The sequence below is a fragment of the Microbulbifer pacificus genome (assembly GCF_002959965.1).
GTDB classification, from domain to species: domain Bacteria; phylum Pseudomonadota; class Gammaproteobacteria; order Pseudomonadales; family Cellvibrionaceae; genus Microbulbifer; species Microbulbifer pacificus_A.
In genome coordinates this window covers 2,431,251-2,455,251 of record NZ_PREV01000026.1, presented here as the reverse complement: position 1 = coordinate 2,455,251, position 24,001 = coordinate 2,431,251, and the positions used below count along the sequence as shown (strand labels likewise).

16 protein-coding genes are annotated in these 24,001 nt (G+C 61.0%); 8 read left to right on the top strand and 8 right to left on the bottom strand.

What is annotated here, in order from left to right; genetic code table 11:
* Positions 1–128: 128 nt before the first annotated feature.
* From C3938_RS10475 to C3938_RS10445, 7 genes are all read left to right on the top strand, one after another.
* Positions 129–3,041, top strand: a complete 2,913-nt coding sequence (locus tag C3938_RS10475; protein WP_105103060.1) for a glycosyl hydrolase 115 family protein — start codon at positions 129–131, stop codon at positions 3,039–3,041.
* Positions 3,038–5,107, top strand: a complete 2,070-nt coding sequence (locus C3938_RS10470; RefSeq protein WP_105103059.1) for a sialate O-acetylesterase — start codon at positions 3,038–3,040, stop codon at positions 5,105–5,107. Before C3938_RS10475 ends, C3938_RS10470 begins: the two co-directional genes overlap by 4 nt.
* A 26-nt stretch (positions 5,108–5,133) precedes the next feature.
* Entirely contained in the window at positions 5,134–6,129 is a 996-nt protein-coding gene (locus C3938_RS10465) for an aldo/keto reductase (RefSeq protein ID WP_105103058.1), read from the top strand.
* Positions 6,130–6,169: 40 nt separating this feature from the next.
* Positions 6,170–7,987 (top strand): glycoside hydrolase family 9 protein, encoded by a 1,818-nt coding sequence (locus C3938_RS10460; RefSeq protein ID WP_199775531.1) that lies wholly within the window; start codon positions 6,170–6,172, stop codon positions 7,985–7,987.
* On the top strand, positions 7,980–9,698 hold the full coding sequence (locus C3938_RS10455) for a glycoside hydrolase family 43 protein (protein WP_105103057.1): 1,719 nt from the start codon (positions 7,980–7,982) through the stop codon (positions 9,696–9,698). The genes C3938_RS10460 and C3938_RS10455 overlap by 8 nt, the downstream gene beginning before the upstream one ends.
* 113 nt (positions 9,699–9,811) lie before the next feature.
* On the top strand, positions 9,812–12,538 hold the full coding sequence (gene malT / locus C3938_RS10450; protein ID WP_105103056.1) for an HTH-type transcriptional regulator MalT: 2,727 nt from the start codon (positions 9,812–9,814) through the stop codon (positions 12,536–12,538).
* Positions 12,539–12,671: 133 nt separating this feature from the next.
* Positions 12,672–14,327, top strand: coding sequence for an alpha-amylase family glycosyl hydrolase (locus C3938_RS10445; RefSeq protein WP_105103055.1), 1,656 nt, complete (start codon positions 12,672–12,674; stop codon positions 14,325–14,327).
* A gap of 376 nt (positions 14,328–14,703) precedes the next feature.
* Here the strand turns inward: C3938_RS10445 and C3938_RS18300 are convergent, their stop codons facing one another.
* Positions 14,704–14,838: a hypothetical protein gene (locus C3938_RS18300; RefSeq protein ID WP_267893031.1), complete on the bottom strand. Its 135-nt coding sequence runs from the start codon at positions 14,836–14,838 to the stop codon at positions 14,704–14,706.
* Here C3938_RS18300 and C3938_RS10440 point away from each other — a divergent pair.
* Positions 14,837–15,442: a L,D-transpeptidase gene (locus tag C3938_RS10440; protein ID WP_233998763.1), complete on the top strand. Its 606-nt coding sequence runs from the start codon at positions 14,837–14,839 to the stop codon at positions 15,440–15,442. The two genes, C3938_RS18300 and C3938_RS10440, sit on opposite strands and share 2 nt — an antisense overlap.
* A gap of 61 nt (positions 15,443–15,503) precedes the next feature.
* On the opposite strand, the gene C3938_RS10435 is transcribed toward C3938_RS10440, so the two are convergent.
* From C3938_RS10435 to C3938_RS10405, 7 genes are all read right to left on the bottom strand, one after another.
* Complete coding sequence (locus C3938_RS10435; RefSeq protein WP_105103054.1) at positions 15,504–16,595, bottom strand: hypothetical protein; 1,092 nt, start codon at positions 16,593–16,595, stop codon at positions 15,504–15,506.
* Positions 16,595–17,317 (bottom strand): OmpA/MotB family protein, encoded by a 723-nt coding sequence (locus tag C3938_RS10430; protein ID WP_105103053.1) that lies wholly within the window; start codon positions 17,315–17,317, stop codon positions 16,595–16,597. Before C3938_RS10430 ends, C3938_RS10435 begins: the two co-directional genes overlap by 1 nt.
* A complete protein-coding gene (locus C3938_RS10425; protein ID WP_105103052.1) occupies positions 17,317–18,684 on the bottom strand; it encodes a hypothetical protein in 1,368 nt (455 codons plus the stop codon). The genes C3938_RS10430 and C3938_RS10425 overlap by 1 nt, the downstream gene beginning before the upstream one ends.
* A gap of 64 nt (positions 18,685–18,748) precedes the next feature.
* Positions 18,749–19,960: a hypothetical protein gene (locus tag C3938_RS10420; protein ID WP_105103051.1), complete on the bottom strand. Its 1,212-nt coding sequence runs from the start codon at positions 19,958–19,960 to the stop codon at positions 18,749–18,751.
* 94 nt (positions 19,961–20,054) lie between these two features.
* The gene (locus tag C3938_RS10415; protein ID WP_105103050.1) at positions 20,055–20,663 is read right to left on the bottom strand and encodes a bactofilin family protein; all 609 of its coding nucleotides are present in this window, start codon (positions 20,661–20,663) and stop codon (positions 20,055–20,057) included.
* Positions 20,664–20,866: 203 nt separating this feature from the next.
* Positions 20,867–22,246 carry an alanine/glycine:cation symporter family protein gene (locus tag C3938_RS10410; RefSeq protein WP_105103049.1) on the bottom strand — a complete coding sequence of 460 codons (1,380 nt, stop codon included), beginning with the start codon at positions 22,244–22,246 and terminating at the stop codon, positions 20,867–20,869.
* 140 nt (positions 22,247–22,386) lie between these two features.
* Positions 22,387–23,955, bottom strand: coding sequence for an MFS transporter (locus C3938_RS10405; protein ID WP_418903578.1), 1,569 nt, complete (start codon positions 23,953–23,955; stop codon positions 22,387–22,389).
* Positions 23,956–24,001 lie beyond the last annotated feature (46 nt).

Below are 24,001 nucleotides of genomic sequence, written 5' to 3'. Positions count from 1 at the left end.
ACATCCCTGTAAGCTGCGTCGCAAACGTCCCTGTTTGCGACGCTCCTGAAAACCCGCTCCCGGTTCTCCGCCTTCGCATTGGTTTTTTTGCTTCGTAGCCTTTGTGGCGTTAACAAACGTAATAAAAAATGCTCAAGAACGTTTTCTCACATTGGGCAGCTATTGTCCTCGCCTGCACTTTCCTTTCCTCCAGGGCACTGGCCCTGGGTGATCCTTCCTTCGTTTCCGACTTTCCGGCGAGCAACAACTTTCCGCTGGTTTTTAAAGGGGCACCGGCGCGTCTGTACGCCGGTGCCGATGCGGATTCGGCCATCACGCTGGCGCTGCGCAATTTCCAGCTGGATGTGGAGCGGGTTTCCGGAGTTAAACCGCGTGTTGTTACCAACCCGGGGAAGCTGTCAGGCAATGTGGTGATTGTGGGTGAGATCGGCAAGAACCCCCTGATTGATAGCCTGATTGCAGAGCAGCGGATTGACGTGAGTGACATCGCCGGCAAGTGGGAGGGCTATCTGATTCAGGTGGTGCGCCACCCGTTCGCGGAGGTGGACAAGGCATTGGTGGTTGCGGGGAGTGATCGGCGTGGTACGGCGTATGGGCTCTACGAGATCAGTGAGCAGATTGGGGTTTCGCCCTGGTTCTGGTGGGCGGATGTGCCGGTCAGAAAATCCGGGAGTCTGTTTATCAATGCCGATACACGAGTGGTGGATTGGCCGCGGGTGAAGTACCGGGGAATATTTCTCAACGATGAAGCGCCGGCGCTGACCAACTGGGTGAAAGAAAACTACGGAGACTACAACCACACGTTCTACGAGAAGGTGTTTGAACTGATGATGCGCCTGAAGGCGAATTATCTGTGGCCGGCGATGTGGAATAACGCCTTCGCGGATGACGACCCACTGAACATGGTGCGGGCGCACGAATACGGCATTGTGATGGGGACGTCCCACCATGAACCGATGATGCGGGCAGACAAGGAGTGGAACCGGTACGGCGATACGTTCGGTTCCGGCCCGGCGCAAGGTGAGTGGGATTATTCCGCCAACCCTGAAGGGCTGTACGATTTCTGGGTAGCGGGAGCCAAACGCAACAAGCCGTATGAAAGTATCTATACCCTGGGCATGCGCGGCCAGGAAGATACGCCGATGAGCGAGGAGCAGAATATCGGTCTGCTGGAAACAATTGTGCGGGATCAGCGGCGTATTCTTTCCACGGTGTTTGACCAGCGGCCTCTGGATCAGGTGCCGCAGCTGTGGGCACTGTACAAGGAAGTGCAGGGTTACTACGAAAACGGGATGCGGGTGCCGGAGGATGTAACGCTGCTGTGGGCGGATGACAACTGGGGAAATATCCGCAGATTGCCCACGCCGGAGGAGAGAAAACGCAGCGGCGGCGCGGGGGTGTATTACCACTTTGACTACGTGGGTGGGCCGCGTTCCTATCGCTGGATCAACAGCACCCCCATCGCCAAGGTGTGGGAGCAGATGAATCTGGCTTACGCCTATGGCGCGGATCGTATCTGGCTGGTGAATGTGGGAGACCTGAAGCCACAGGAATTTCCCACGGAATTTTTCCTGCGGATGGCCTGGAATCCGGAGGCCTGGCCGAAGGAGCGGTTGCCTGCATTCGGCGAGTTGTGGGCGGCGCGGGAGTTCGGGGCGGAGCACGCGAAAGACATCGCTGCACTGGTGCAGGGTTATACCCGCCACAATGGGCGGCGCAAGCCGGAGCTGCTGGATGCCGACACGTACAGCCTGGCCCACTACGGCGAGGCAGAACGGATCAACACGGAACTGAGTGCACTGGTTACCCGCGCGGAAAAAATTGCGCAGGCGCTGCCATCGCGCTACCGGGATGCCTTCTTCCAGCTGGTATTACACCCGGTCAAAGCCACCGCCGCGGTAACGCAACTGCAACTGGCTACCGCCAAAAACCGCCTCTACGCCCGCCAGGGCCGCGCGGAAACCGACGAGGTGGCACAACAGGCAAAAGCGTGGTTCGCATTGGATGCGGAACTCACCCGGCAATATCACCGTGTCAACGGCGGCAAGTGGAATCATATGATGTCGCAGCCGCACATCGGCTATACCCACTGGAATAATCCACCGGCGAATACCCTGCCCGCGCTCGCCCACTACCAACCCCATGCTGAAGCGGATATGGGCGTTGCGGTAACCGGCAGCGAGAGGTTCTGGCCCGCATCTGGCGGGCTTGCGCTACCGGAATTCAGTCCATTCGGACCGGCCGAACATTCAATCGATATTTTCAACCGCGGCACCCGGGCGTTTGATTTTGCGGTGACGACCAGTGCGCCCTGGATTCGGGTGGATGCCGAGGAAGGTACCGTGGAGCAGCACACACACTCACTGGGTGTATCCATTGACTGGGATAATGCACCGCAAGGAAAGCAGACGGGTTTTGTGGATATCCGCGGCACCGGCTGGGGCAGTGCGCGGGTGGCGGTTTCCGCCTTCAAGCCGGATAAAAAATCCCGCGCGCAGGTGCGCGGCTTTGTGGAGTCCGAAGGTGTGATATCCATCGAGGCCGCCAACTTCAGTCGCAAGCGCGACACCGCCGGTGCGGCCTGGGAGGAGATCCCGCTGCACGGGCGCACCGGCTCCTCTATCTCGGTATTTCCCGTCCGTGACCAGGTATACACCCGGCCGCAAGAGGCTCCCTATGTGGAATACGATCTGACCCTGTTCAGCACCGGGGACATCCGGGTACAGGGATTGTTTGCCCCGAGCCTGAATTTCCAGCCGGGTCGCGGGCTGCGTTACGCGATTGCATTCGACGATGGGCAACCACAAGTGGTGGATGTCCTGGCCGACCTGTCCGACAGCGCCTGGGAAACGGCGGTGAAAAACGGTGTGCGCGTTTCCATATCCACCCACAAGGTGACCGAGCCCGGGCACCACCGGTTGCGCATTTACGCGGTGGACCCGGGCGTGACCCTGCAGAAAGTTCTGATCGATACCGGCGGACTCCAGCCCAGCTATCTGGGTCCGCCACAGAGCCAGTTCATGGAGGCTGCACACCGATGAAAAACCATGCCATAAAAACCAGCACATGTTTTCGTGGTATTTCCCACAGGGTGGTACTCGGCGTGTTGATGCTGGGGAGCGCCGCCCACGCGGATGTCTCCCTGCCAAGGCTTGTGAGCGACGGCATGGTATTGCAGCGGCAGGCGCCGGTAAAAATCTGGGGCTGGGCGGATGCCGGGGAACATGTAGCGGTGGAATTTCTCGGCAAGCACTACCGCACCGAAGCCGACGACCGGGGCAACTGGTCACTGTTACTCGATGCGCAGCCCGCCGGTGGCCCACACACCATGAGTATCCGCGGCAACAATCGAATCGCGCTGAAAGACATTCTGCTGGGCGACGTGTGGCTGGCCTCGGGGCAGTCGAATATGGAATATCCGATCAATCGGATCGCCCACCGCTTTCCGGAAGAAATCGCCGCGATCGACAACGAGCGCATCCGCGAATTCAAGGTACCGCAGACCTACGATTTCAATGCCCCACAGCCGGACCTTAGCGGCGGCCAGTGGCTCTCCGCCACCCGGGACAATATCCAGAATTTCTCCGCGGTGGCCTGGTTTTTTGCCGACCGAATCCAGCGGCGGGAGCGGGTGCCCATCGGCATCATCAACAGCAGCCTGGGCGGCTCGCCCGCGGAGGCCTGGGTGAGTGAAGAGACCCTGCAACAGTTTCCCGCGCACCTGGCGGAAAAGAAAAGATTTGAAGACGCGAGTCTGATTGCTCGCATCGAGCGCGAAGAGCGCGCCCGCAGCGACCGCTGGTATGCAACCGCCGCGGAGCGAGATCTCGGAATCCAGCCAGGTAAAACGCCCTGGTACTCCCCGGCGCTGGACAGCCGTGGCTGGCAGACAGTATCGATACCCGGTTACTGGGCCGAACAAACCGGAACCGATGACAAGGGAATTTTCTGGCTGCGCAAAACCGTCACCCTGCCCGCCGACCTGTCCGCTGAACCCGGGCTGCTGGAGCTTGGACGTATCGTCGATGCCGATGAAACCTGGATCAACGGCGAGAAGGTCGGCAACACCACCTACCTGTATCCCCGCCGCCGCTATCACATACCCGGAGGTGTGCTGAAGGCGGGAGAAAACGTGATCGCCATCCGCGTAACCAACAGCGGCGGCGACCGCGGTGGATTCGTCGAGGACAAACCCTATCGCCTGACGGTGAACGACGAGCATGTTGATCTCCGGGGGCAGTGGCAATTCACACAGTCTGCGCACATGCCGCCACTACCCGGGCAGACCTTTGTGCGCTGGAAGCCCGCGGGCCTGTACAACGCCATGCTGCATCCGCTGCAGAACTATCGGGTGAAGGGCGCGCTCTGGTATCAGGGGGAATCCAATGTGGGGCGGGCGGCGGAATACCAATCGCTGTTCCCAGCCCTGATTGGTGACTGGCGCGCGGGCTGGCGGAAGATGGCCGGCCAGGAAACCCTGCCGTTTCTGTTCGTGCAACTGGCGAATTTCCAGCAGGCAAAGCCAACCCCGGAAGACAGTGCCTGGGCGGAACTGCGCGAAGCCCAGGCGCGCGCGCTTGTACTGCCCGCTACCGCCATGGCGGTGGCCATCGATATCGGTGAATGGAATGACATCCACCCTCTGGACAAAAAGACCGTGGGCGAGCGCCTCGCGCTGGCGGCAGAGCGCCACGTTTACGGTCACGCGGACGTGGTGGCTTCCGGTCCGCAGTTGGTATCGGCCCGATTTGATGCGCAGAAAGTCCTGCTCGCGTTCACACATACCGACGGCGGCCTGATCGCCAGACCCTGCGTGGGCGAATGTGAGCACCGCGAAGGACGTGCCGAGCTTTTCGAATTCGCCATCGCCGGTGACGACGGTCACTACCACTGGGCGAATGCGCGGATTGTCGGCCAGCGCGTTGAGGTCTGGAGTGAACAGGTTATGCACCCGCAGTCCGTGCGTTACGCCTGGGCGGACAATCCCGACGAAGCCAATCTCTACAACGGTGCGGGCCTTCCCGCGGCGCCGTTTCAGGTGGACAACGAGTTCGCGGAGGTAGAAAGCCCCGCTGAAACGTCTTATCGAAAAGCCCCGATCCAGTAACCGCAGTAAGTGACAGGAGCAGAAGCATGAAATATCGCCAGCTGGAAAAAACCGGATTCCGCGTCGGTGAAATCGGCCTGGGTTGCTGGCAACTGGGTGGCGACTTCGGTCCGCTCGCCAGCGACACCGCCGATGCCATTCTCCAGGCCGCCACGGACAGTGGCATCAACTTCTGGGACACCGCCGATGTGTACGGCGCCGGTGAAAGTGAGCGTCGTATCGGACACTTTTCGCGGAAGCCGGACAACCTGGTGGTGGCGACCAAGGTCGGTCGCGGGAGCGGTCTGTATCCCGATGGTTATCGCTGCGCCGCGTTACGCGCGAGCCTCGAGGATTCCGCTCAGCGTCTCGGTGTCGACACCATTGACCTGGCGCAACTGCACTGTGTACCGACGGAGATATTGCGACAGGGCGATATTTTTTCCTGGATGGATGAACTGCAACACAGCGGACTGATCCGCCACTACGGCGCCAGCGTGGAAACCCTTGAGGAAGCCTTCATGTGCCTGGAACATCCCGGCATCGCCAGCCTGCAGATCATCTTCAACCTGTTCCGTCAGGACGCCGCGGAAACACTGCTGGATGCCGCGCGGGAAAAAAACGTGGGCATTATCGTGCGCCTGCCACTGGCCTCCGGTCTGCTCTCCGGCAAGTTCACCCGCGACAGCCGCTTCGCCGAGAGCGACCACAGAAATTACAACCGCGACGGAGCCGCCTTTTCCGTGGGCGAAACCTTCGGTGGTATCCCATTTGAAAAAGGTATCGAGCTGGCCCGGGGGTTGACCCCCTTATTGAATCCCTCACTCCCGGAAACCCAACCGGGCGACCAGGCGGCACTGGCGCTGCGCTGGATTCTGGATCACCCCGCCGTGTCCACCGTTATTGCCGGCGCGTCCAGCCCACAGCAGATCGCCAGCAACGTCTCCGCCTGCGATCTTCCGCCGATTCCTCCATCCAGCCATCGCGCCCTGGCTGCGTATTATCGGCAGGAAGTACGGCCACATATTCGCGGTCGCATTTAAATGCGGTGGTCGAACGGGTAATCAACCAAAGGAGCACGCCGTGGCTATACCCAGCAACAACGTAAAACTGGTATGCGCCTGCGCACTGATTTTGGCTGCGGCCGCAGGTCATATTCAGCCCGCGCAGGCCAAGCCGGCCACCAGCGAGAACATCCGTCTGAACCAGCTGGGATTTTCTCCATCTTCGCAAAAGCTCGCTGTGGTAGTCACGCCAACGGCAAGTGGCGCCACGCCCGGATTTGTGGTGCGCGCGGCGGAAAGCGACAGCATCGCCTTCGAAGGTACCCTGCAACCGTCCGGTGAAAAGACCTGGAGCGGAAAAAGTACACTGATCGCGGCGTTCACCGCGGTGGAAACACCGGGAAGCTATTACCTCGAGATAACAGAGCCTGGCAACGGGATGCCGGTGCGCTCCACGGTCTTCACGATAGATGAGAGTGTTTACCGCGATCTCGCCAGCGCCAGCATCAGGGCCTTCTATTACCAGCGCGCGTCGATGGCGTTGACGGAAAACCACGCGGGTCCCTGGCAGCGGGCCGCCGGGCATCCCGACGACCGGGTATTGATCCACCCCTCCGCCGCCAGCAAGTCCCGCCCGGCGGGCACACGGGTCTCCGCCCCCAAAGGCTGGTACGACGCCGGCGACTACAACAAATATGTCGTCAACAGCGGGATCACCATGGGTACACTGATGAGCGCATTCGAGCGCTATGCGGAATATTTTCTGCATCAGAAGCTCAATATCCCGGAATCCGACAATGATGTGCCGGATATTCTCGACGAGGTGCGCTACAACCTGGACTGGCTCGCCGCCATGCAGGACCCGGAGGACGGCGGTGTCTATCACAAACTCACCAGTGCCAGCTTCGAGGGAATGATCGCGGCACATCTCGCGGTGCAGCCCCGTTATATGGTGCAGAAGACCACCGCCGCCGCACTGGATTTTGCCGCGGTGCTGGCGCAGGCCGCGCGGGTGTTCAAGCCCTACGATCCGCACGCCGCACGACACTATCTACAGGCCGCGCAGAACGCCTGGCAGTGGGCGGAGCAGCATCCGGATATCCGCTACCGCCAGGATGAACTGAACAAAACCTTCGACCCGGACGTGACCACCGGCGCCTATGGCGATGAACAGCTGGCCGACGAGCGCCACTGGGCGGCGGCGGAACTTTTCCTCACGACCGGCGACCAGGCCTACTGGGAAGTGGTCCGTTCCACTCCCGCCGATTTTTCCCTGCCGAACTGGGCCGATGTACGCTGGCTCGGTAACTACAGCCTGCTCGCCCACAAAGAGCGGCTGCCGGCCAACAGCGCGATCTGGCGCAGCAGAGTGGAAAAACACCTCGTCGATACCGCACGCAAACTGCGTGACGCAGGCGGCCGCAACGCCTACCGGGTGGCGATGGTCAGTGACGCGAACAACTTTGTATGGGGCAGCAACGCGGTGGCCGCCAATCAGGGTATCCTGTTTCTGGAAGCCTTCCGCATGACCGGCGACGCCGACTTCCTGCGCAGCGCGCAAGACACCCTTGATTACCTGTTGGGCCGCAACGCCACCGGTTACTCCTACGTGACCGGCTTCGGCCGTAAAACCCCGCAACACCCCCATCACCGCCTCGCCGCCGCGCGCCCGGAGCTGCCTCCGCTGCCGGGGTTTCTGGTGGGTGGGCCCAACCCCTCACAACAGGACGGCTGCGACTATCCGAGCAACGTCGCCGACCGCTCCTATACCGACCATATGTGCAGCTATGCCAGCAACGAAATTGCCATCAACTGGAATGCGCCACTGGCCTATCTGATCAATGGTCTCAGCGCCATCGAAACCCAACACGCCGAGGGCCATCGACACCATGACTGAATTTTTTCTCCACCTCGCCACTGCGACCGCCCTTGGCGCAGTGATTCTGTCATCGGGCGCGAACGCGGAACCGGAAAGCACCGCCACCTTCGACTGGTTCGAGTACCGCGGTGAAGACAGGATCTTCGAACAGCCCATCGCCAAGGACGAGTACCGCAATCCCATCCTCGCCGGATACTATCCCGACCCGAGTATCGTGCAGGTGGGCGGCGACTATTACCTGGTGAATTCCAGCTTCGCCCACTTTCCCGGTATCCCGGTGTTCCACAGCCGCGACCTGGTGAGCTGGACCCAGCTCGGGCATGTGATCGACCGCCCGGGGCAGCTGGATTTTTCCGACCTCGGTATTTCCCGCGGAATTTTTGCCCCCGCCATCAGCCACCACAACGGGACCTTCTATCTCGTCACCACCTGTGTGGACTGTGGGGGCAATTTTGTGGTCACTGCCAAGAATCCGACGGGTCCCTGGTCGGACCCGGTGTGGTTACCGGAAGTGGGAGGCATCGATCCCTCCCTGTTTTTCGATGACGACGGCAAAGCCTATATCATCAACAACGACGCCCCCATCGGCGAACCGCTGTATGACGGCCACCGCGCCATCTGGGTGCAGGAATTCGACGCGGAAAAACTGAAAACCACCGGCCCGCGCAAACTGGCCGTCAACGGCGGTGTGAACCTCGCGGCAAAGCCGGTGTGGATTGAAGGACCGCATCTGTTTCGCAAAGACGGTCAGCTGTACCTGATTGCGGCGGAGGGCGGCACCAGCGTCAATCACTCGCAGGTGGTGTTCAAAGGCGAGTCGCCGTTTGGGCCGTTTACCCCCTGGGATAACAACCCTATCCTCACCCAGCGTCATCTGGATCCGGCGCGCCCGGCTCCCGTCACCTCCGTGGGTCACGCGGATTTTGTGCAGGACGCAAAGAACAACTGGTGGGCGGTATTCCTCGGCACCCGCCCCTACGAGGGGGATTTCTACAATACGGGCCGCGAAACTTTCCTGATGCCGATGACCTGGGAAAGCGGCTGGCCGGTGATCACCCGCGGCGAACAGCGGATTCCATTCGCAGCCAAACGCCCGGCACTGCCAGTGCAACCGGCCGCCGCCATCGCCACGTCCGGCAACTTCACCCTGCGGGATGAGTTCGATTCACCGCAACTGCCCATGCACTGGCTGCAGCTGCGCAATCCATCCCCACAGCCCTGGTACAGCCTGGAGCACACCCCGGGAAGCCTGCGGCTCACCGCCACGGCCACCGCCCTCGGCGACACCGGCAATCCCGCGTTCGTCGCCCGTCGCCAGCAACACCTGCACGCCGTCGCCACCACGCGAATGCACTATTACCCACAGCGAGAGAATGATCGCGCCGGCATGGCGGTTTTCCAGAACAGCGGGCACTTCTACTTTTTCGGCATCACCGGCAACGGCGAAGGTGGCTCAGACCTGATTGTCAGTCGCCGCGACGGCGGGCATTCTCCGCAGGGCGAGACCATCGCCCGCAGCGCACTGGCGACCGATGCCGGCCAGCCGGCGGATATCCAGCTGCGTATCCGCGCCCGCGGCCCGGAGTATGACTTCCACTACAGCCTGGACGATGGCAAACACTGGCAGCCACTGCTGCTGGCGGCGGACGGACGGGTGGTGAGCACCCGCAGTGCCGGTGGCTTTGTGGGCGCTGTGATCGGACTGCACGCTTTCCGCGGGATGGAGTAGCGACGACTCCTCCCCCACGGGGGAGGACGCGGAGCCGGCGGGGGGCTGGCAGACTCAGAGTGTACAATTGCGCCTGAACACGTGGGTCTTACACACAGCGACCGGTCAACGCCATGCTCCTAGCCTCCAAGTACAGCCTCCCCGACTGCCCGGAACACACCCTGCAACGGCCGCGGCTGCTGTCGCTGCTGGAACAGAGCCAGAGTGACCAGCTGTTACTGGTCACCGCTCCCGCCGGCTACGGCAAGACCACACTGGTCACCTCCTGGGCCTCCGAGCAGGACAATCCGGTGGCCTGGTACTCACTGGATGGCGGCGACAACGAGCCCCGCCAGTTCTGCCGCTACCTGGTGGAGAGCGTGCATCGCGCCACCGGCAACGGCGTGCCGGAAACCAGCAGGATTGTCGAAGCGCAGCACAACCTCGACCCATCCCTGGCCATCAGTCAGATGCTGGCGGAGCTGCGCCAGCTCCCCAGTGAGCTGCGCATCGTCCTCGACGACTACCACCAGATCGACAACCCCGCGGTGCACGACGCCACCCGTTTCCTGCTGCGCCACGCCCCCGCCGGTATCGGCGTGGTCATCACTAGCCGCAGCCAGCCGCCGCTCGGCCTCGGTGCCCTGCGTTTACAGGGACGCCTGCTGGAACTGAGCGCGGACGACCTGGCCCTGACCATCGACGAAACCACCCAGCTCCTGGCCCGACGCCTGCCGTTCGCCCTCGGCAGCGACCGTGTGGCCCAGCTGCACCAGCTGTCGGAGGGCTGGCCACCGGCGATCCAGATGTTCGCGCTGTCCGTGCGCAACCAGGAGGAAGTGGACCGCTATCTGGGCGAGCTGGAGCAGGGCCACGGACATATCCTCGACTACCTCGCCGAGGAAGTTCTGGAGCGGCTGGAGCCGGAGCTGCGCCAGCTGCTGGCACGCACCTCCATCCTCACCCGCGTCAACGGCCTGCTGGCGGAGCGCTTGAGCGGGCAGAGCGGCGGCCAGCAACAGCTGGAAACCGCGGCCAGCCGCGGCCTGTTCCTGCAGGCGCAGGACTCCAGCCGCCAGTGGTTCCGCTTCCACCCGGTGTTCGCGCGCTTTCTGCAGCGCCAGCTTGGGGACGGCGACGAACTCACCCGCCTGCACCAGACCGCCAGTGACACCTGGCAGGAACTCAAGCAGCCCCTGGAAGCCCTGCGCCACGCGCTGAAGGCCCAGGATCGCGCGCGGGTGCACCGGCTGATCGCCGAACAGGGTGAGCAGTTCCTGCGCGAGGGGCAGTTCCGCGTCCTCAACGACAGCCTCAACTGGCTCGGCGAGGAACAGATCAAGCAACACGCCGGCTTCACCCTGCTGGCGGCGCGTCTCGCCCGCGACAGTTTCGACTACGAGCGCTGCAACAAACTGCTGGCCGCCGCCGAGAGCTGGCTGCAGCGGGAAGACCCGAAGCAGTGGCAGGACTTCGAAGGCGCTTTCGCGGCGATGCGCGCCCAGGTCTCGGTCTCCCGCGGGCAGACACTGAAAGCCAAGGAGTACGCCCAGGAAGCACTGGAGTTGCTGCCGGCGGACCAGGACAGCGAGCGCATCGCCGCGCAGCTGGTCATCGGCGAAACCAGTTTCTGCCTCGGCGAACTGGACCAGGCCATGCACCACATGGAAGCGGTGGAAAAGGCCACCCTCGCCCGCCAGGACATCCCCAACGCCGCCTGGGCCCTGTGCCAGCAGACCGAGATTGCCTTCGCCAACGGTCTGCTGAAAAAGGCCGCTGCGCTGCAGGCCCGCGCCCAGCGACTGGCGGAAGAGCATCACCTGATCGGTCTGCCGATCTCCGAATTCATCTACCGCCTGAAAGGCCAGCTGCAGTGGGAGGCGGGCGATCTGGACGGCGCCGCCGAATCCGCCCGCCGCGGCATGCAGATCAACCGCAAGGTGGGTGAACGCTGGCTACTGCCGGAATACACGCTGCTGCTGAAAGTGGCGCTGGCCCGTGGTGACAAGGACGAGAGCCTGGAGTGGATGGAGCGGGTGGAACACCTGCTGAACGGCGAGCACTACCACCGCGACTGGGTAGCCAATGCGGATGCCGCCAGAATGCGCGTCTGGCAGGCCCTGGAAAATACCGGGGCCATCGCCGCCTGGCAGGAACAGGCGGACGCGGTGGCGGACCGCCCCAGCAACCACTTCGAGCAGTGCCACGGGCGCAACCATGTGCGCGCACTGATTTCCCTGCACCGCTGGTCCGATGCCAATCGTCTGCTGGGGCGCCTGCAGCAGGTGGCCGAAGAGTGTGGACTGATCACCGACCAGCTGCGCAACCGCGTTCTCGCCGCCCACCTCGCCTGGCTGCGGGACCGCCGCGAGCCGGCGCTGGAGCACCTGCGTGCAGCACTCACCATCATGCAGGAGAGCGACCTCACCGCGAGCTTCCTGCAGGTCGGTAAACCCATGATCGTGATGCTGAAGGCCGCACTGGAGGAAAGCGGGAAACACGCCCTCAGCGAACTGCAGATAGACAAGGCGCAGCAACTGATCAAGCTCGCCCAGCAACAGCCGGAACTCGGCGGCGGCATCCGTATCGAACTGGACGAAACCATCGTGCGCGAGATTCTCGCCAGCGACGCCGTGCCGGACTTCCTGCGGCATTCGCCGCTGACCCCGCGCGAATGGCAGGTGCTGAACGCCATTCACTCCGGCCTCTCCAACGAGCGCATCGCCCGGCACTTCAAGGTCGCCCCCAGCACCATCAAGACCCACATCCGCAGCCTGTACCAGAAGCTGGATGTGAAGGACCGCCAGGAGGCCATTGCGCTGGCGGAGCAGCTGCTGCGCTCGGTGCAGGATAAGCCCTGACGGTCCCCCCGCCAGTCCACCGACACACCCCCCTCCCCCCCACTCGGGGAGGAGGTAAGGCGCCACCAGCGCCGCCATACTGACCCTAAGCTAATAGCTACCCATAAAAAGCTTTCAATAACGGACTCACGGTATGAGCGGTCTTCACACAGGCAACACAAACGCGGAATGGTGGCGCAACGGCGTTATCTACCAGATTTATCCGCGCAGTTTTTGCGACGCCAACGGCGACGGCATCGGCGACCTGCCCGGTATCTGCCAGAAGCTCGACTATGTGAAATCCCTCGGCGTGGACGCCATCTGGATTTCGCCCTTCTTCAAGTCGCCGATGGCGGACTTCGGCTACGACGTGTCCGACTACCGGGACGTGGACCCCATCTTCGGCAACCTGGATGACTTTGACCGGGTAATCGAAAAGGCCCACGAACTCGGCCTGAAAGTCATCATCGACCAGATCCTGAGCCACACCTCCGACCAGCACCCCTGGTTCGAGGAGAGCCGCCAGACCCGCGACAACCCCAAGGCCGACTGGTATGTGTGGGCGGACGCGAAGGAAGACGGCAGCGCGCCGAACAACTGGATGTCCAACTTCGGTGGCAGCGCCTGGCGCTGGTGCACCCGCCGCCGTCAGTACTACCTGACCAACTTCCTCAAGGAGCAGCCGGACCTGAACCTGCACAATCCGGAAGTCCAGGAACAGCTGCTGGCGGACCTGAAATTCTGGCTCGACCGCGGGGTCGATGGCTTCCGCCTGGACGCCATCAACCACGCGTTTCACAACCGCTCGCTGGAAAGCAACCCGCCGCGCCCGGTAAAGCTTGACAAGAATGGCCTGCCACCGGTGAACAGCTACGAGTACCAGTGGCACATCCACGACAAATCCCAACCGGAGAACCTGGTGTTCCTGCAGCGCGTGCGCGCCCTGCTGGAAGAGTATCCCGGCACCATGACCGTGGGCGAAGTGGGCGACGACAACACCCACAAGATCATGGCCGAGTACACCACGGAAAACCGCCTGCACATGGCCTATTCCTTCGACCTGCTGTCGGAAAACTGCAGCGCGCAGTTCCTGCGCGACACGCTGGAGAAGAACCGCCAGGTGATCGAGGAGGGATGGCCCTGCTGGTCCATTTCCAACCACGATGTGCCGCGCTCCATGACCCGCTGGAACCGGGGTTTCGACCCGGAAACCGCCCGCGCCCGCGCGCCGCTGTTCTTCCTGATGCAACTGATGCTGCGCGGCAGCGTGTGCATGTACCAGGGCGAGGAGCTGGGCCTGCCGGAAGCGGAGGTGGCGTTTGAAGACCTGCAGGATCCCTACGGCATCAATCTATGGCCGGAATTCAAGGGCCGCGACGGCTGCCGCACCCCCATGCCCTGGTTCAACGGCGGCGAGATCAATGCCGGCTTCTCCAAGGTGAAACCCTGGCTGCCGGTAGCGGAGGAACACTACCACCTAGCCGCCTCGGTGCAGGAAGACGACCAGCACTCCATGTTGAATCGCTTCCGCGCGCTGCTGAAGTGGCACGGGTTGCTGTCTCCGGCACTGGCCACGGCCAGCCAGCAGATTCTGGATAGCGGCAATGATCTTCTGGTCTTCGAACGCGGTGGCGACGAAGAGGAAAGTTACTTTGTCGTGCTGAACCTGGGCCACGCAGCGGAGGAATACACCCTGCCGGAAAAATTTGTCGGCAGTGAGGACATTACACCCGATGACTTCGCGGGCTCCGTCTCCGGAGACCGCGTTCAGCTACCGGTCGCTGGCGCTCGCGTCTTTCTTCGCAAATAAGTGGTGGCACCCACCCAGGAAAAAATTCGAACTTATTGAAATATTGGCGCGCACTTGTGCAAGTGCCGTGAACCGACCCGGGGCTCAGTACTCAAACGGTTACCTCTCAATAAGATCGTCAACTTTGTTGCTCTCTCGTCAAAGCACGTTTTCCAGACATTCTGGAATGTTTCAAGCCGGCTTCGCAGCCGGCTTTTTTTTGTGTGTCTTTTTGTCTATCACCAGCACCCGTCATTCCATTTAAATGTAATACCCGCCAACCCCCGACCCTACCATGCCTCTCACTTGCCGAGAGGTCTGCGTTTTCACAGTACCTACCGGCAGGGCTCATCCCGCGGCCAATCCGGGACACACCGGCGCGCCGCTTTGGGGAAATTCACAGGCTTGCTATGTGCGCTCCGGCGCAGGGGCTCTTGCGTCCCTGCACTTCTGGAGAAACCCGGTCGTCCCACATACGGGCGGCGGCGCGTACGGCCTGCAAATTGCTCGCGAGAGCAGATGAGGTATGCATGCAACGCTCTTCCACTCTTCTGAAACGCTCCGTCAAAAAAATCCTGCTGGGCGGCGGCCTGCTGCTGGCGGCAACGGCCATGCTGGCACCCGTGGCACAGGCTGGGGATTATCCGCACCCCTATCAACAGCACAGATCCATGACCGACGGCAGCGCCTGGTGGCGCCCGGAAGTGGTCGGCGGTGCTGCGCACATCATCATCGATCTGAGTGAGCAGCGGGCCTATTTCTATAAAGGTGGCCAGCTAGCGGGCATTTCTCCGGTTGCCACCGGGGTCGCCGGTAACCGCACCCCAACGGGAACGTTCCGCGTGACGGAAAAAGAGGTGTATCACAACTCCAACCTCTATGGTCATTACGTGGATCGCGCCGGCTATGTACGTATGAGCAGCGTGGATGTGCGCCGTGACAAACGCCCGGCGGGCACGGTATTCCGCGGTGCGTCCATGGACTTTTTCATGCGCTTCAATGGTGCCGTGAGCATGCACGCCGGCAAGGTCACCGGCCGCCCGGAATCCCACGGTTGCGTTCGCCTGCCCTGGCATATGGCGAAAATCTTTTATGAAAATGCCCCCATGGGCACCAAGGTGACCGTGCGGCAGTAAGTAGTTAACCGATAAAAAAAACGGGCAGCCTTCGCTGCCCGTTTTTGTTTCCGCCGTTTGCCTATCCCAGACTCCCGAGCACACTGCGCATGGTCCAGAAATCCCAGCCCTCCGGCAGTTTTGCCCGCTCGTCCTCGCTGGCAACAATACCGCGACGGTGTTCAGGCCAGGCGAGAACCGCCACGCCTTCGTAGCCGGCAAAATGGTAGAAAAGATCCGGGGGCGAAAGACGCCGCTCCAGCTGTTCACACAGAGGGTGCCACGCGAGGGGAAGCTGCCGGCGCACCCAACTCCAGTCGCGCCCGCTCTCCTCGTCCAGCGCATCGCCAGTATCTGTCTGTGCCAGCCAGCGCATCCGACTCGCCTCCAGTGCACTGTCGTCCGCCAGCGCGAGCACCCCCATGGCCTGCTGCTGGGCACAGAGTACGCAGGCATCCACTGACAGCCCCAGCGCAAGCCCGCGCTCCACCGGCACAAACCACTCGCGCCCCGCCGGCACCTGCCAGTTGCAGAAGCCGCAGCTGCCACTGGCGGCCGATTCCGGAGCAATCTGCGGTAGCGACTGTACCGGTGCACCGGGTCTCCAGAAGCTGGCGTCACTCTCGGGGAAGTATTCCGCGGCGTACTGGCTCACATGCCAGTGAAAACTGAGCGCTTCCGCCACCCGGCTGCGATCCCGCGGCCCGAGGCCGCGAAAGCCGCGGTGATTGACCTTGGCAAGGCAGTATTCGCAAGCGTGGGGAGCCGCACTCAATCCCGGGGCGGCCAGCACCTCGCGCGCCGTACCGATCCATACCACCTGACCGGGGTCTTCCAGCGCACCGCAGCAACTGGTTAGGTGTATCCGCTGGAAAAATTCCCGGCGCACCTGCACATCGTCCACTGCCGCCACATCCACGGCGAACACCATGACCGGGCTCCCGCGATAAAGCCAGCCGTGCTCCGTCGCCCGCAGGTCGCCGAGAGTTACCTCCATTCCCTGCATCAACGCCTGCTCGATACTGGTCGTCGCAACCGGCGGCTCACCGGCCACATCGGTCTCCAGCGGACCGTCCACGACCGGATCGCCATCGGGCGCCCCGGCGACCGGTGTCGCACCGATTCCGGAAATGGCCTGGGTCAGCGCCTCCAGGTGCCGTGTCCAGCGGCCCATCAGAAAGACTCCTCGAGAATACTGTGGATCTTGGTTTCGGAATTGGTGATCACGCGGAAGGCCACTCGCTTGGATTGTTCGATGTTCTCACTGCCGTCGTCATTGTAAATCGGCCGCGACGAGGAATATCCGACAGCCGCCACATTCTGCATCATCCAGGCGTGGTGAGTGGTTACTTCATCCAGGGTGTACACATACCGCAACACCGAGCGCGCGCGGTCCTGAGACAACCGCAGATTATTGAAATACGTGGTATTGCGGTCGCTGGACTGCCCCCAGCCGGAGCTGGTGTGCCCCTCGATGCGCACCGCTTCCACCGATGCCTTGAACGGTGCCAGCACATTCATATAGCGCGGGAAAAATTCCTCAAACACTATCTGGTAGCTGGCGCTGAGTGACGCCTCGCCGGTATCGAACATCGCGTCGGAATTATTGAAGGCCACGGTCAGGGTGTCGCGATCGATGGTCGCGCCCCAGCGCGGCAGATCGGCGGCGAACTCGCGCTGCAGGGATTCGTAAATCGCCAGCTGGTTTTCCTTGTAAGACATGGCGATGGTGCGGATCTTTTCCCGCTCGATCATCACGGAGCGCATCATCGCCACCGCGATGCACAGAAACACCATCATCAGCCCCGCCATCAGATCAGACACACTGATCCACGAGGCCTCACCCTCGCCGCGGTGAGAACCTCCGGAACGGGGAAACCCGGACCTCGCCGACATCAGGCAACTTCCTCACGGGCGCGTTCCGCGGATGCCGCCGCCTGCGTGAGTCGCTGCATCTGCGCCACCAACTGGCGGTAGTCGCGGGTGAACTGGCCACTGATGGTCGCCAGCGCCTGCCCCATGGCTGCGATCACCCCCTCCACTTCCTCTTCCATGCGGCGCTCAACCATCTGGTACTGCTTGCCAATGGAGAGCTCCGCGTCCCCCATGCTCTTGCGGATCACGTGACTGAGCGCTTCCACCATTTCCTTGTGAGTACGCGCCTGCTGCATGGCCAGCTCCTGCATACCGTTGCGGTGGGTAACCACTGATTCCTGCACCAGGTTCTGGATAAAGTCGGCGTCCAGACTGGACATTTTTTCGAAGGCGCCGGATACCGCTTCGATCTGCGCGCCCAACAGCTCGCTCTGGCGAGCAATACTGACCAGGGACTGCTTCATATCGCTGGTCATCACCTGCTGTACCACATCGATACCCTGCACAAACTGATCGATGCGCTCCCCCAGCTGCGGCAGCACTTGCTGCATCTGCACACTCACATCGCGGTAGCGATCCAGTTGCCCGTTCAGTGCCTGCATCTGCTCGCGCGCCTGCTCACCAAAATTTTGCAGCCCATCAAAAAACTGCGGCATTTCCGCCAGCCGCTGGTGAATCTGCTGCAGATCCCGCGCCACCTGTACCAGCCCCATTACTGCCGTGTCGCAATGCTCGGACCAGTATTCCACACGCTCCTCATGGGCCTTGTACTCCCGGGTGAGGGTTTCCACCATGCCATCAAAATGGGCAAAGTTTTCCCCGAAGCGAGTCATGTTCTCACCGAACTGGGCCTCCACCCGTTCATTGAAGCGCACCACCACCTGTTCCAATTCTTTCACCAGTGCCTGTGACACCTGCTGCGAAAAATTTTCCATCTGGGCTTCACTCTGCTGAAGCTGGCGCTCCTGACCCGCCACCAACGCACCCTGCAGCTGTTGCAGCGCATTGTGGATTTCACCCAGTTCACTTACCGCGGACGCTTCGCCCGGCATCGGAATAAACCGGGTCAGTGTGCGCAGCAGAATGGAAAGCCCGATACCGCACACGCTGGTGATAAACGCGGTTTTCAGGCCATCCAGAAGGTTGGCGATACTCTCGTCGATGCCCGCCAGGCTGAACTCAAACAGGCCGATGATGACGCCGGTAAAGGTGCCGAGAATCCCGAGGGATGTCAGCAGCCCGGGTGCCTGCTCCACGAACTCGGCGGCGCGACGGATAAACCGGCACAGTAACGCCAGCGCAAACAGCACCAGCATCAGATAGAGAAACCCTTCGGTTACCGCATCCGGGCTCAGGGCGACAAAAACAGAGCGCAAAAATTCAGACATGGAAGCAATCTCGCTTGGAAACTCGCAGGGAGTTGTATCGATGTAATTTTTTAGAGAATTTCGGTCAGCACTTGAGTTGCAACACGAACTCCTGCACCGAATGCCCGGAGGGCAGGCGTCCGAGATGGTGGCTGAACAGACGGTAGCCGGGCAGCAGCCGCATGAGATCGGCGGTACTTCCCAGTGCACGCGCCCGCTGTCCCTCCGCAATACCGGTGACGGCCACCCGCGCATCTTCGAGTACTTCGAACATCGCCGGACGCTCCGGCTGTTGGCTGGATTTGTACACCAGAAAATGCAGGGTACCGCCGGAGTTCATGCGCCCGGCCAACAGTTCAGCGAGCGCCTGTATCTGCGACGGGCTGCAGAAATTCAGCAGGTCCCAAAGGAAAACACCATCCAGCCGGGTGCCGGGGTCGAAGCTGAACATGGACTCACTGAAGTCGCTGCTTTCCCCGTGCATCTTCTTGCGCCAGGTCAGAGACGCGTGCAGGTCTTCCACATACAGGGAGCCCACTTTTTTCTTCAGTGCGTCGATATTGCGTCCATTCTTGCGTCCGCAATCAAGTACCGTTGCCCTCTCCGGCAGTACCTCCAATGCTTTGTGTACACCGATAAATTCCATGCGCTCATCATCGCGCACCTGCCGGAAATACGCGCTGACATCCGAAGCGCCACCGCTGCGCACCTGGTTGCGCGATGTAACGCTGTCGTATTCGAGGAAATGCTCGGTGACATTCTGGTCCATTCCCTCCCGCTTCATCAGCGAGTTGAACAGGCTGAACCTGTCCATGCATTTCAGCAGGGTGACCGTGGAATGCCCCTTGGATGCCACTTCCGGATAGCTGGGATCGTCTACATACTCAAAGCAAAAATTGTCCAGCAGGCGGAAACGTCGCGGCTTGTGCGGCTGGTTGCGCCCGGTGTAGCGCATGGTATGCAGGATGGTACCCTGCTTCAGATGGGGTTCAAGCAAGTGTATCAGGTGCTGGATGACATCCAGGTCGAGAAAATTCAGCAGATCCCAACACAGGATGACATCAAATTTCAGGCTCGCAGGCTTCGGTATCAGATGCTCTTCCAGTGCCGCCAGTGGATCATCGGCATGCTGGTTTTCCGCCAGATATTCCACCAGATCCTCGATGTGACACTGGCAATTGAGCCCCAGAAACGCCTGGGTGGTGCCCGACGAAAGTGGTCCGAGATCGAGAATTCGGTCCCCGCTTTTGACCATCTCGGTCGTTAACGCAGCGAGGCCAAAAGAACGGTGTTGCATTGTTTATCGCAAGAATTCGGGGCGTGAGCCTGGGATTGAAGTCAGGAATAAAGCAACGCCGCACGGGGGGATACTGCGGCGTTGCTGCGGCACATCAGCTGTCGGCCAGCTCCGCATCCTTGGCCTGATCCTTGGCATTTTCCTTGGGAGCAAACGACTTTTTCACCGCCGCGTGCTTGCCAGATACGTCTTCTTTCGGCGGCAGGTTCGGGTGGACCAGCTTGTCCTTGAACTCCGCGTGGCGAGCTTTCATCTCATCATCGGTATCGACCATATCCATGGAGCCGCGGAACTTACCGCCATCGTCCAGCTGGATACGCGGCGCGATCAGGTTGCCTTTGACCACGGCGGTATTGCGGATTTCGATCAGTTCATCCGCGAGCGCATCGCCGGTCAACTTGCCGTTGATCACGATATTCTGCGCATGGATATTGGCGTTGATCTCCCCTTCGCGACCGATGGACAGGTCGTGACCTTCCATGATGACGGTACCTTCGATGGTGCCTTCAATGTGCAGGTCTTCGGTGCCGATCAGCTCACCGCGGAATTTGATGTTTTTACCGATTACAGAGCGATCTTTCGCCAGGCTTGAATCGAACTTGTCCGCAAACGGGCGCTCGCCCGAACTGCGTTCATTCATGCCAGAAAGAAAAGAGTTGGAGTCCAGATTTGCATCCGGCTTGGGATCGAGAGGGTTAGCCATGGTGCCACCTAATGTAACCGTAGAGTGATTATGTTTTTAATGAAACCACGTTTTTAGCGCTTTTTTCTGACAGTTCCCATAGCGGGTGAGACAAAAATCAGTTCTTGCACTCACTTTGTGAGAACTCTCACAATAATTTTTTTCGCGCCAATCAACCAACCCTCAGTATTCGTATAAAAAGCGCGCAGCCACCCACTCCCGGTTCAGGCCCCCGGTGTTTTCACAAAGTAGTCACGGGCCGCGCGATTCACCCTTCCGGACAACAGCAGTGTCGAAGTCATGGTCGGGATGGCCATCACCGCATACATACCGATGATGATGTTGTTGACGATGCTGAGAGACGCCACCGCCCCCAGCACAATCAGCACCACGTAAACTGCGGTATACAGCGACTGCCAGCGGGACCCGAACAAAAAGCTGAAACATTTCACGCCGTAGTACCAGTAAGTGACAATGGTACTGAACGCGAGCGGCACCACCATCACCAGCAACAATAGCGGTCCCCAGCCGCCGAACACCTGGGAAAAGGCACTCGCGGTCAGGGAAACCCCTTCGATCCCCTCCCCGTGCTGCCATACACCGGTGAGCAGAATCACCAGCGCGGTGCAGGTGCACACAACCAGGGTGTCGACAATGGGGCCGAGCATCGCCACCACGCCTTCGCGCACGGGCTCCGTGGTCTTGGCGGCACCGTGGGCGAGGGACTCCGAGCCGATGCCGGCCTCATTGGAAAATGCTCCGCGGCTGATACCCGTTGCAATCACCGTGCCCAATACACCGCCGGCGGCAGCCTGACCGGAGAAGGCGTCGGTGAAGATCAACGCGAAGGCGGCGGGTACTTCGCGCCAGAAATAGCCGATTACAATCAGGGTCAAGGCCATGTAAAACACCACCATCGCCGGCACTACGCGCACCGCAAAACGCCCGATACGCTGAATACGCCCGACGATCACCAGCATGGCGGCTATCGCCAGGGCGACGCCCAGGGAAAGATCGAAGGCAAATGTATTTTCCGCACTTACCCAGCCAAGCGGCTGCGCGAAGGACTCGCGCAGCAGTTGCACCGTCTGATTGGACTGAAATACCGGCAGCAGGCCGCAGAGGCCGGCGAGCGCAAACAGGTAGGCGAGCGGCAGCCATTTTTTCCCCATGCCTTCGCGAATCACATACATGGGCCCACCCTGCAATTCGCCATTACCGTCACGGCCGCGGTACATCACCGCGAGCGTCGCGGTGAAGAATTTCGTCGCCACCCCCACAAGGGCTGTCACCCACATCCAGAAAATGGCACCCGGCCCACCGGTGCTGATAGCCAACGCCACACCGGCAATATTGCCCAGCCCCAGCGTTCCGGAAAGTGCGGTGGAGAGCGCCTGTCGATGGGGTACCTGGCCGGGATCGTCGGGATCGTCGTACTTACCGCGCAACAGGTCGATACTGTGCCCCAGATGGCGATAAGGGCGCGCGCGCGAGCTGATCAGCAGAAACAGGCCACCGCCGACCAATAGCACCAGCAGCGGCGTCCCCCAGGCGAAGGCAACGAAGGTATTGAGGGCAGATTCAAAAGAAGCGAGAAAAGACATGGAAGGAGACGTATCCGGTTGCGAAACCGGCAATGCTCTCGCAATCACGCTTAGATCTCAAATTACCCCGGCAGTTGGCAGACAAAAAAAAGCCCCGACGAGCGGGGCAATAGAAGGTGACATCAATCTGCGAGATCAAATCAGACTACAGCGGCCTCGCCTTCCGCAGGGGTTGCAGCAACCGCTTCTTCGCGCACAAAGAAGACCGAAATTGCACCGCACACCATGAACACACCCGCCAGGATGATGATGTCAATGGCCTGGTTGTCAAACAGGGTCGCGAGAATCGGGCCCGCCACCAACGCGGACACAATCTGCGGGGCGGCGATGGTGAAGTTGAAGATGCCCATATACACCCCGGTCTTGCTCGCCGGCAGTGCGTCGGAGAGGATGGCGTACGGCATTGCCAGAATTGCCGCCCAGGCAATGCCGACACCGACCATCGGCAGGAGCAGCCCGATGGCCCCGCTGGGCACGGTAACTTGCGTGATCAGCAGATTTACCTGGGTAGCTTCGCCGCCCTGGAATAACACGAAGCTCATATAACCCAATCCACCCAGCAACAACGACAACGCGTAAGTCGGCTTGCGTCCAAGTGTGTTGGCCACCCGGGCCAGCACCACGGAGAAAATGGCCGCAAACAGTGAATAGGCAGCAAAAATAATCCCCACCCAGTCGCCGGCAGCGCCCTTGGCGGCCGCGATGTGCGCAGGGATTTCACCCACGGATGCGAGGTAGTGGGAGTCAAACCACTTGGCCTCCACCCCCCACACATGCTGGGTAATGGCCGGCATGGTGTAGACCCACATGATGAACAGGGAGAACCAGGAGAAGAACTGCACCAGTGCCAGCTGCCGCATGGTGTTGGGCATGGTCGCCAGCAGGCTGAAGAAACCCCGCAGGCGCTGGGGCAGGGATTTACGCTCGGCCTGCTCGCGGGCCACCGCGTCGGCGTCGATACCTTTATAGGCATTGTATTCCGCCGGGGCGTATTCCCGGGTGCGGAACACAGTCCACAGCACCGAGCCCAGCAATACCGAGGCACCGATGTAGAAGGCCCAGATTACTGACGGCGCCACTTCACCCGCGCGGGAAGTATTCTCGAGGCCGATAACGTTGGTCAGGATAAACGGCAACATGGACCCCATCACCGCGCCGATATTGATCAGCAGGGATTGCACCGCGTAACCCACGGTGCGCTGCTCCGAGGGCACCATATCGGATACCAGAGCGCGGAAGGGCTGCATGGTGACATTGAAGGCCGCATCCATCAGCGCCAGCATCACCCCACCGAACAGGATCGGCGCCACGAAGGCTACCGCGATGCCGGCGTTGGGCATAAACGCCATTCCCAGCGCGGCGGCGATGGCACCAAACAGGATAAAGGGATTGCGGCGGCCGAAGCGGTTCCAGGTGCGGTCGGATGCGGAGCCGACAATCGGCTGCACTATCAGGCCCATCAGTGGCGCCACGATCCAAAACAATGAGAGTGAGTGGAGGTCCGCGCCGAGATCGGAAAGTATCCGGCTGGCGTTGGCATTCTGCAGGGCGAAGCCGAACTGCACGCCGAGGAAGCCGAGACTGACGTTCCATACCTGCCAAAAGGGAAGCTTGGGCTGTTTATTCATCGCATTAACCGCCTGTTTATTGTTGGGGTCGGGCGTGAGCACCACATTGATGCGGTGCGGCGCTCTGGTTATGCCGGGCATTGTGTCAGCCGGGGCGGCGACGGCCATCCTCCTCAGCGGGGGCGGA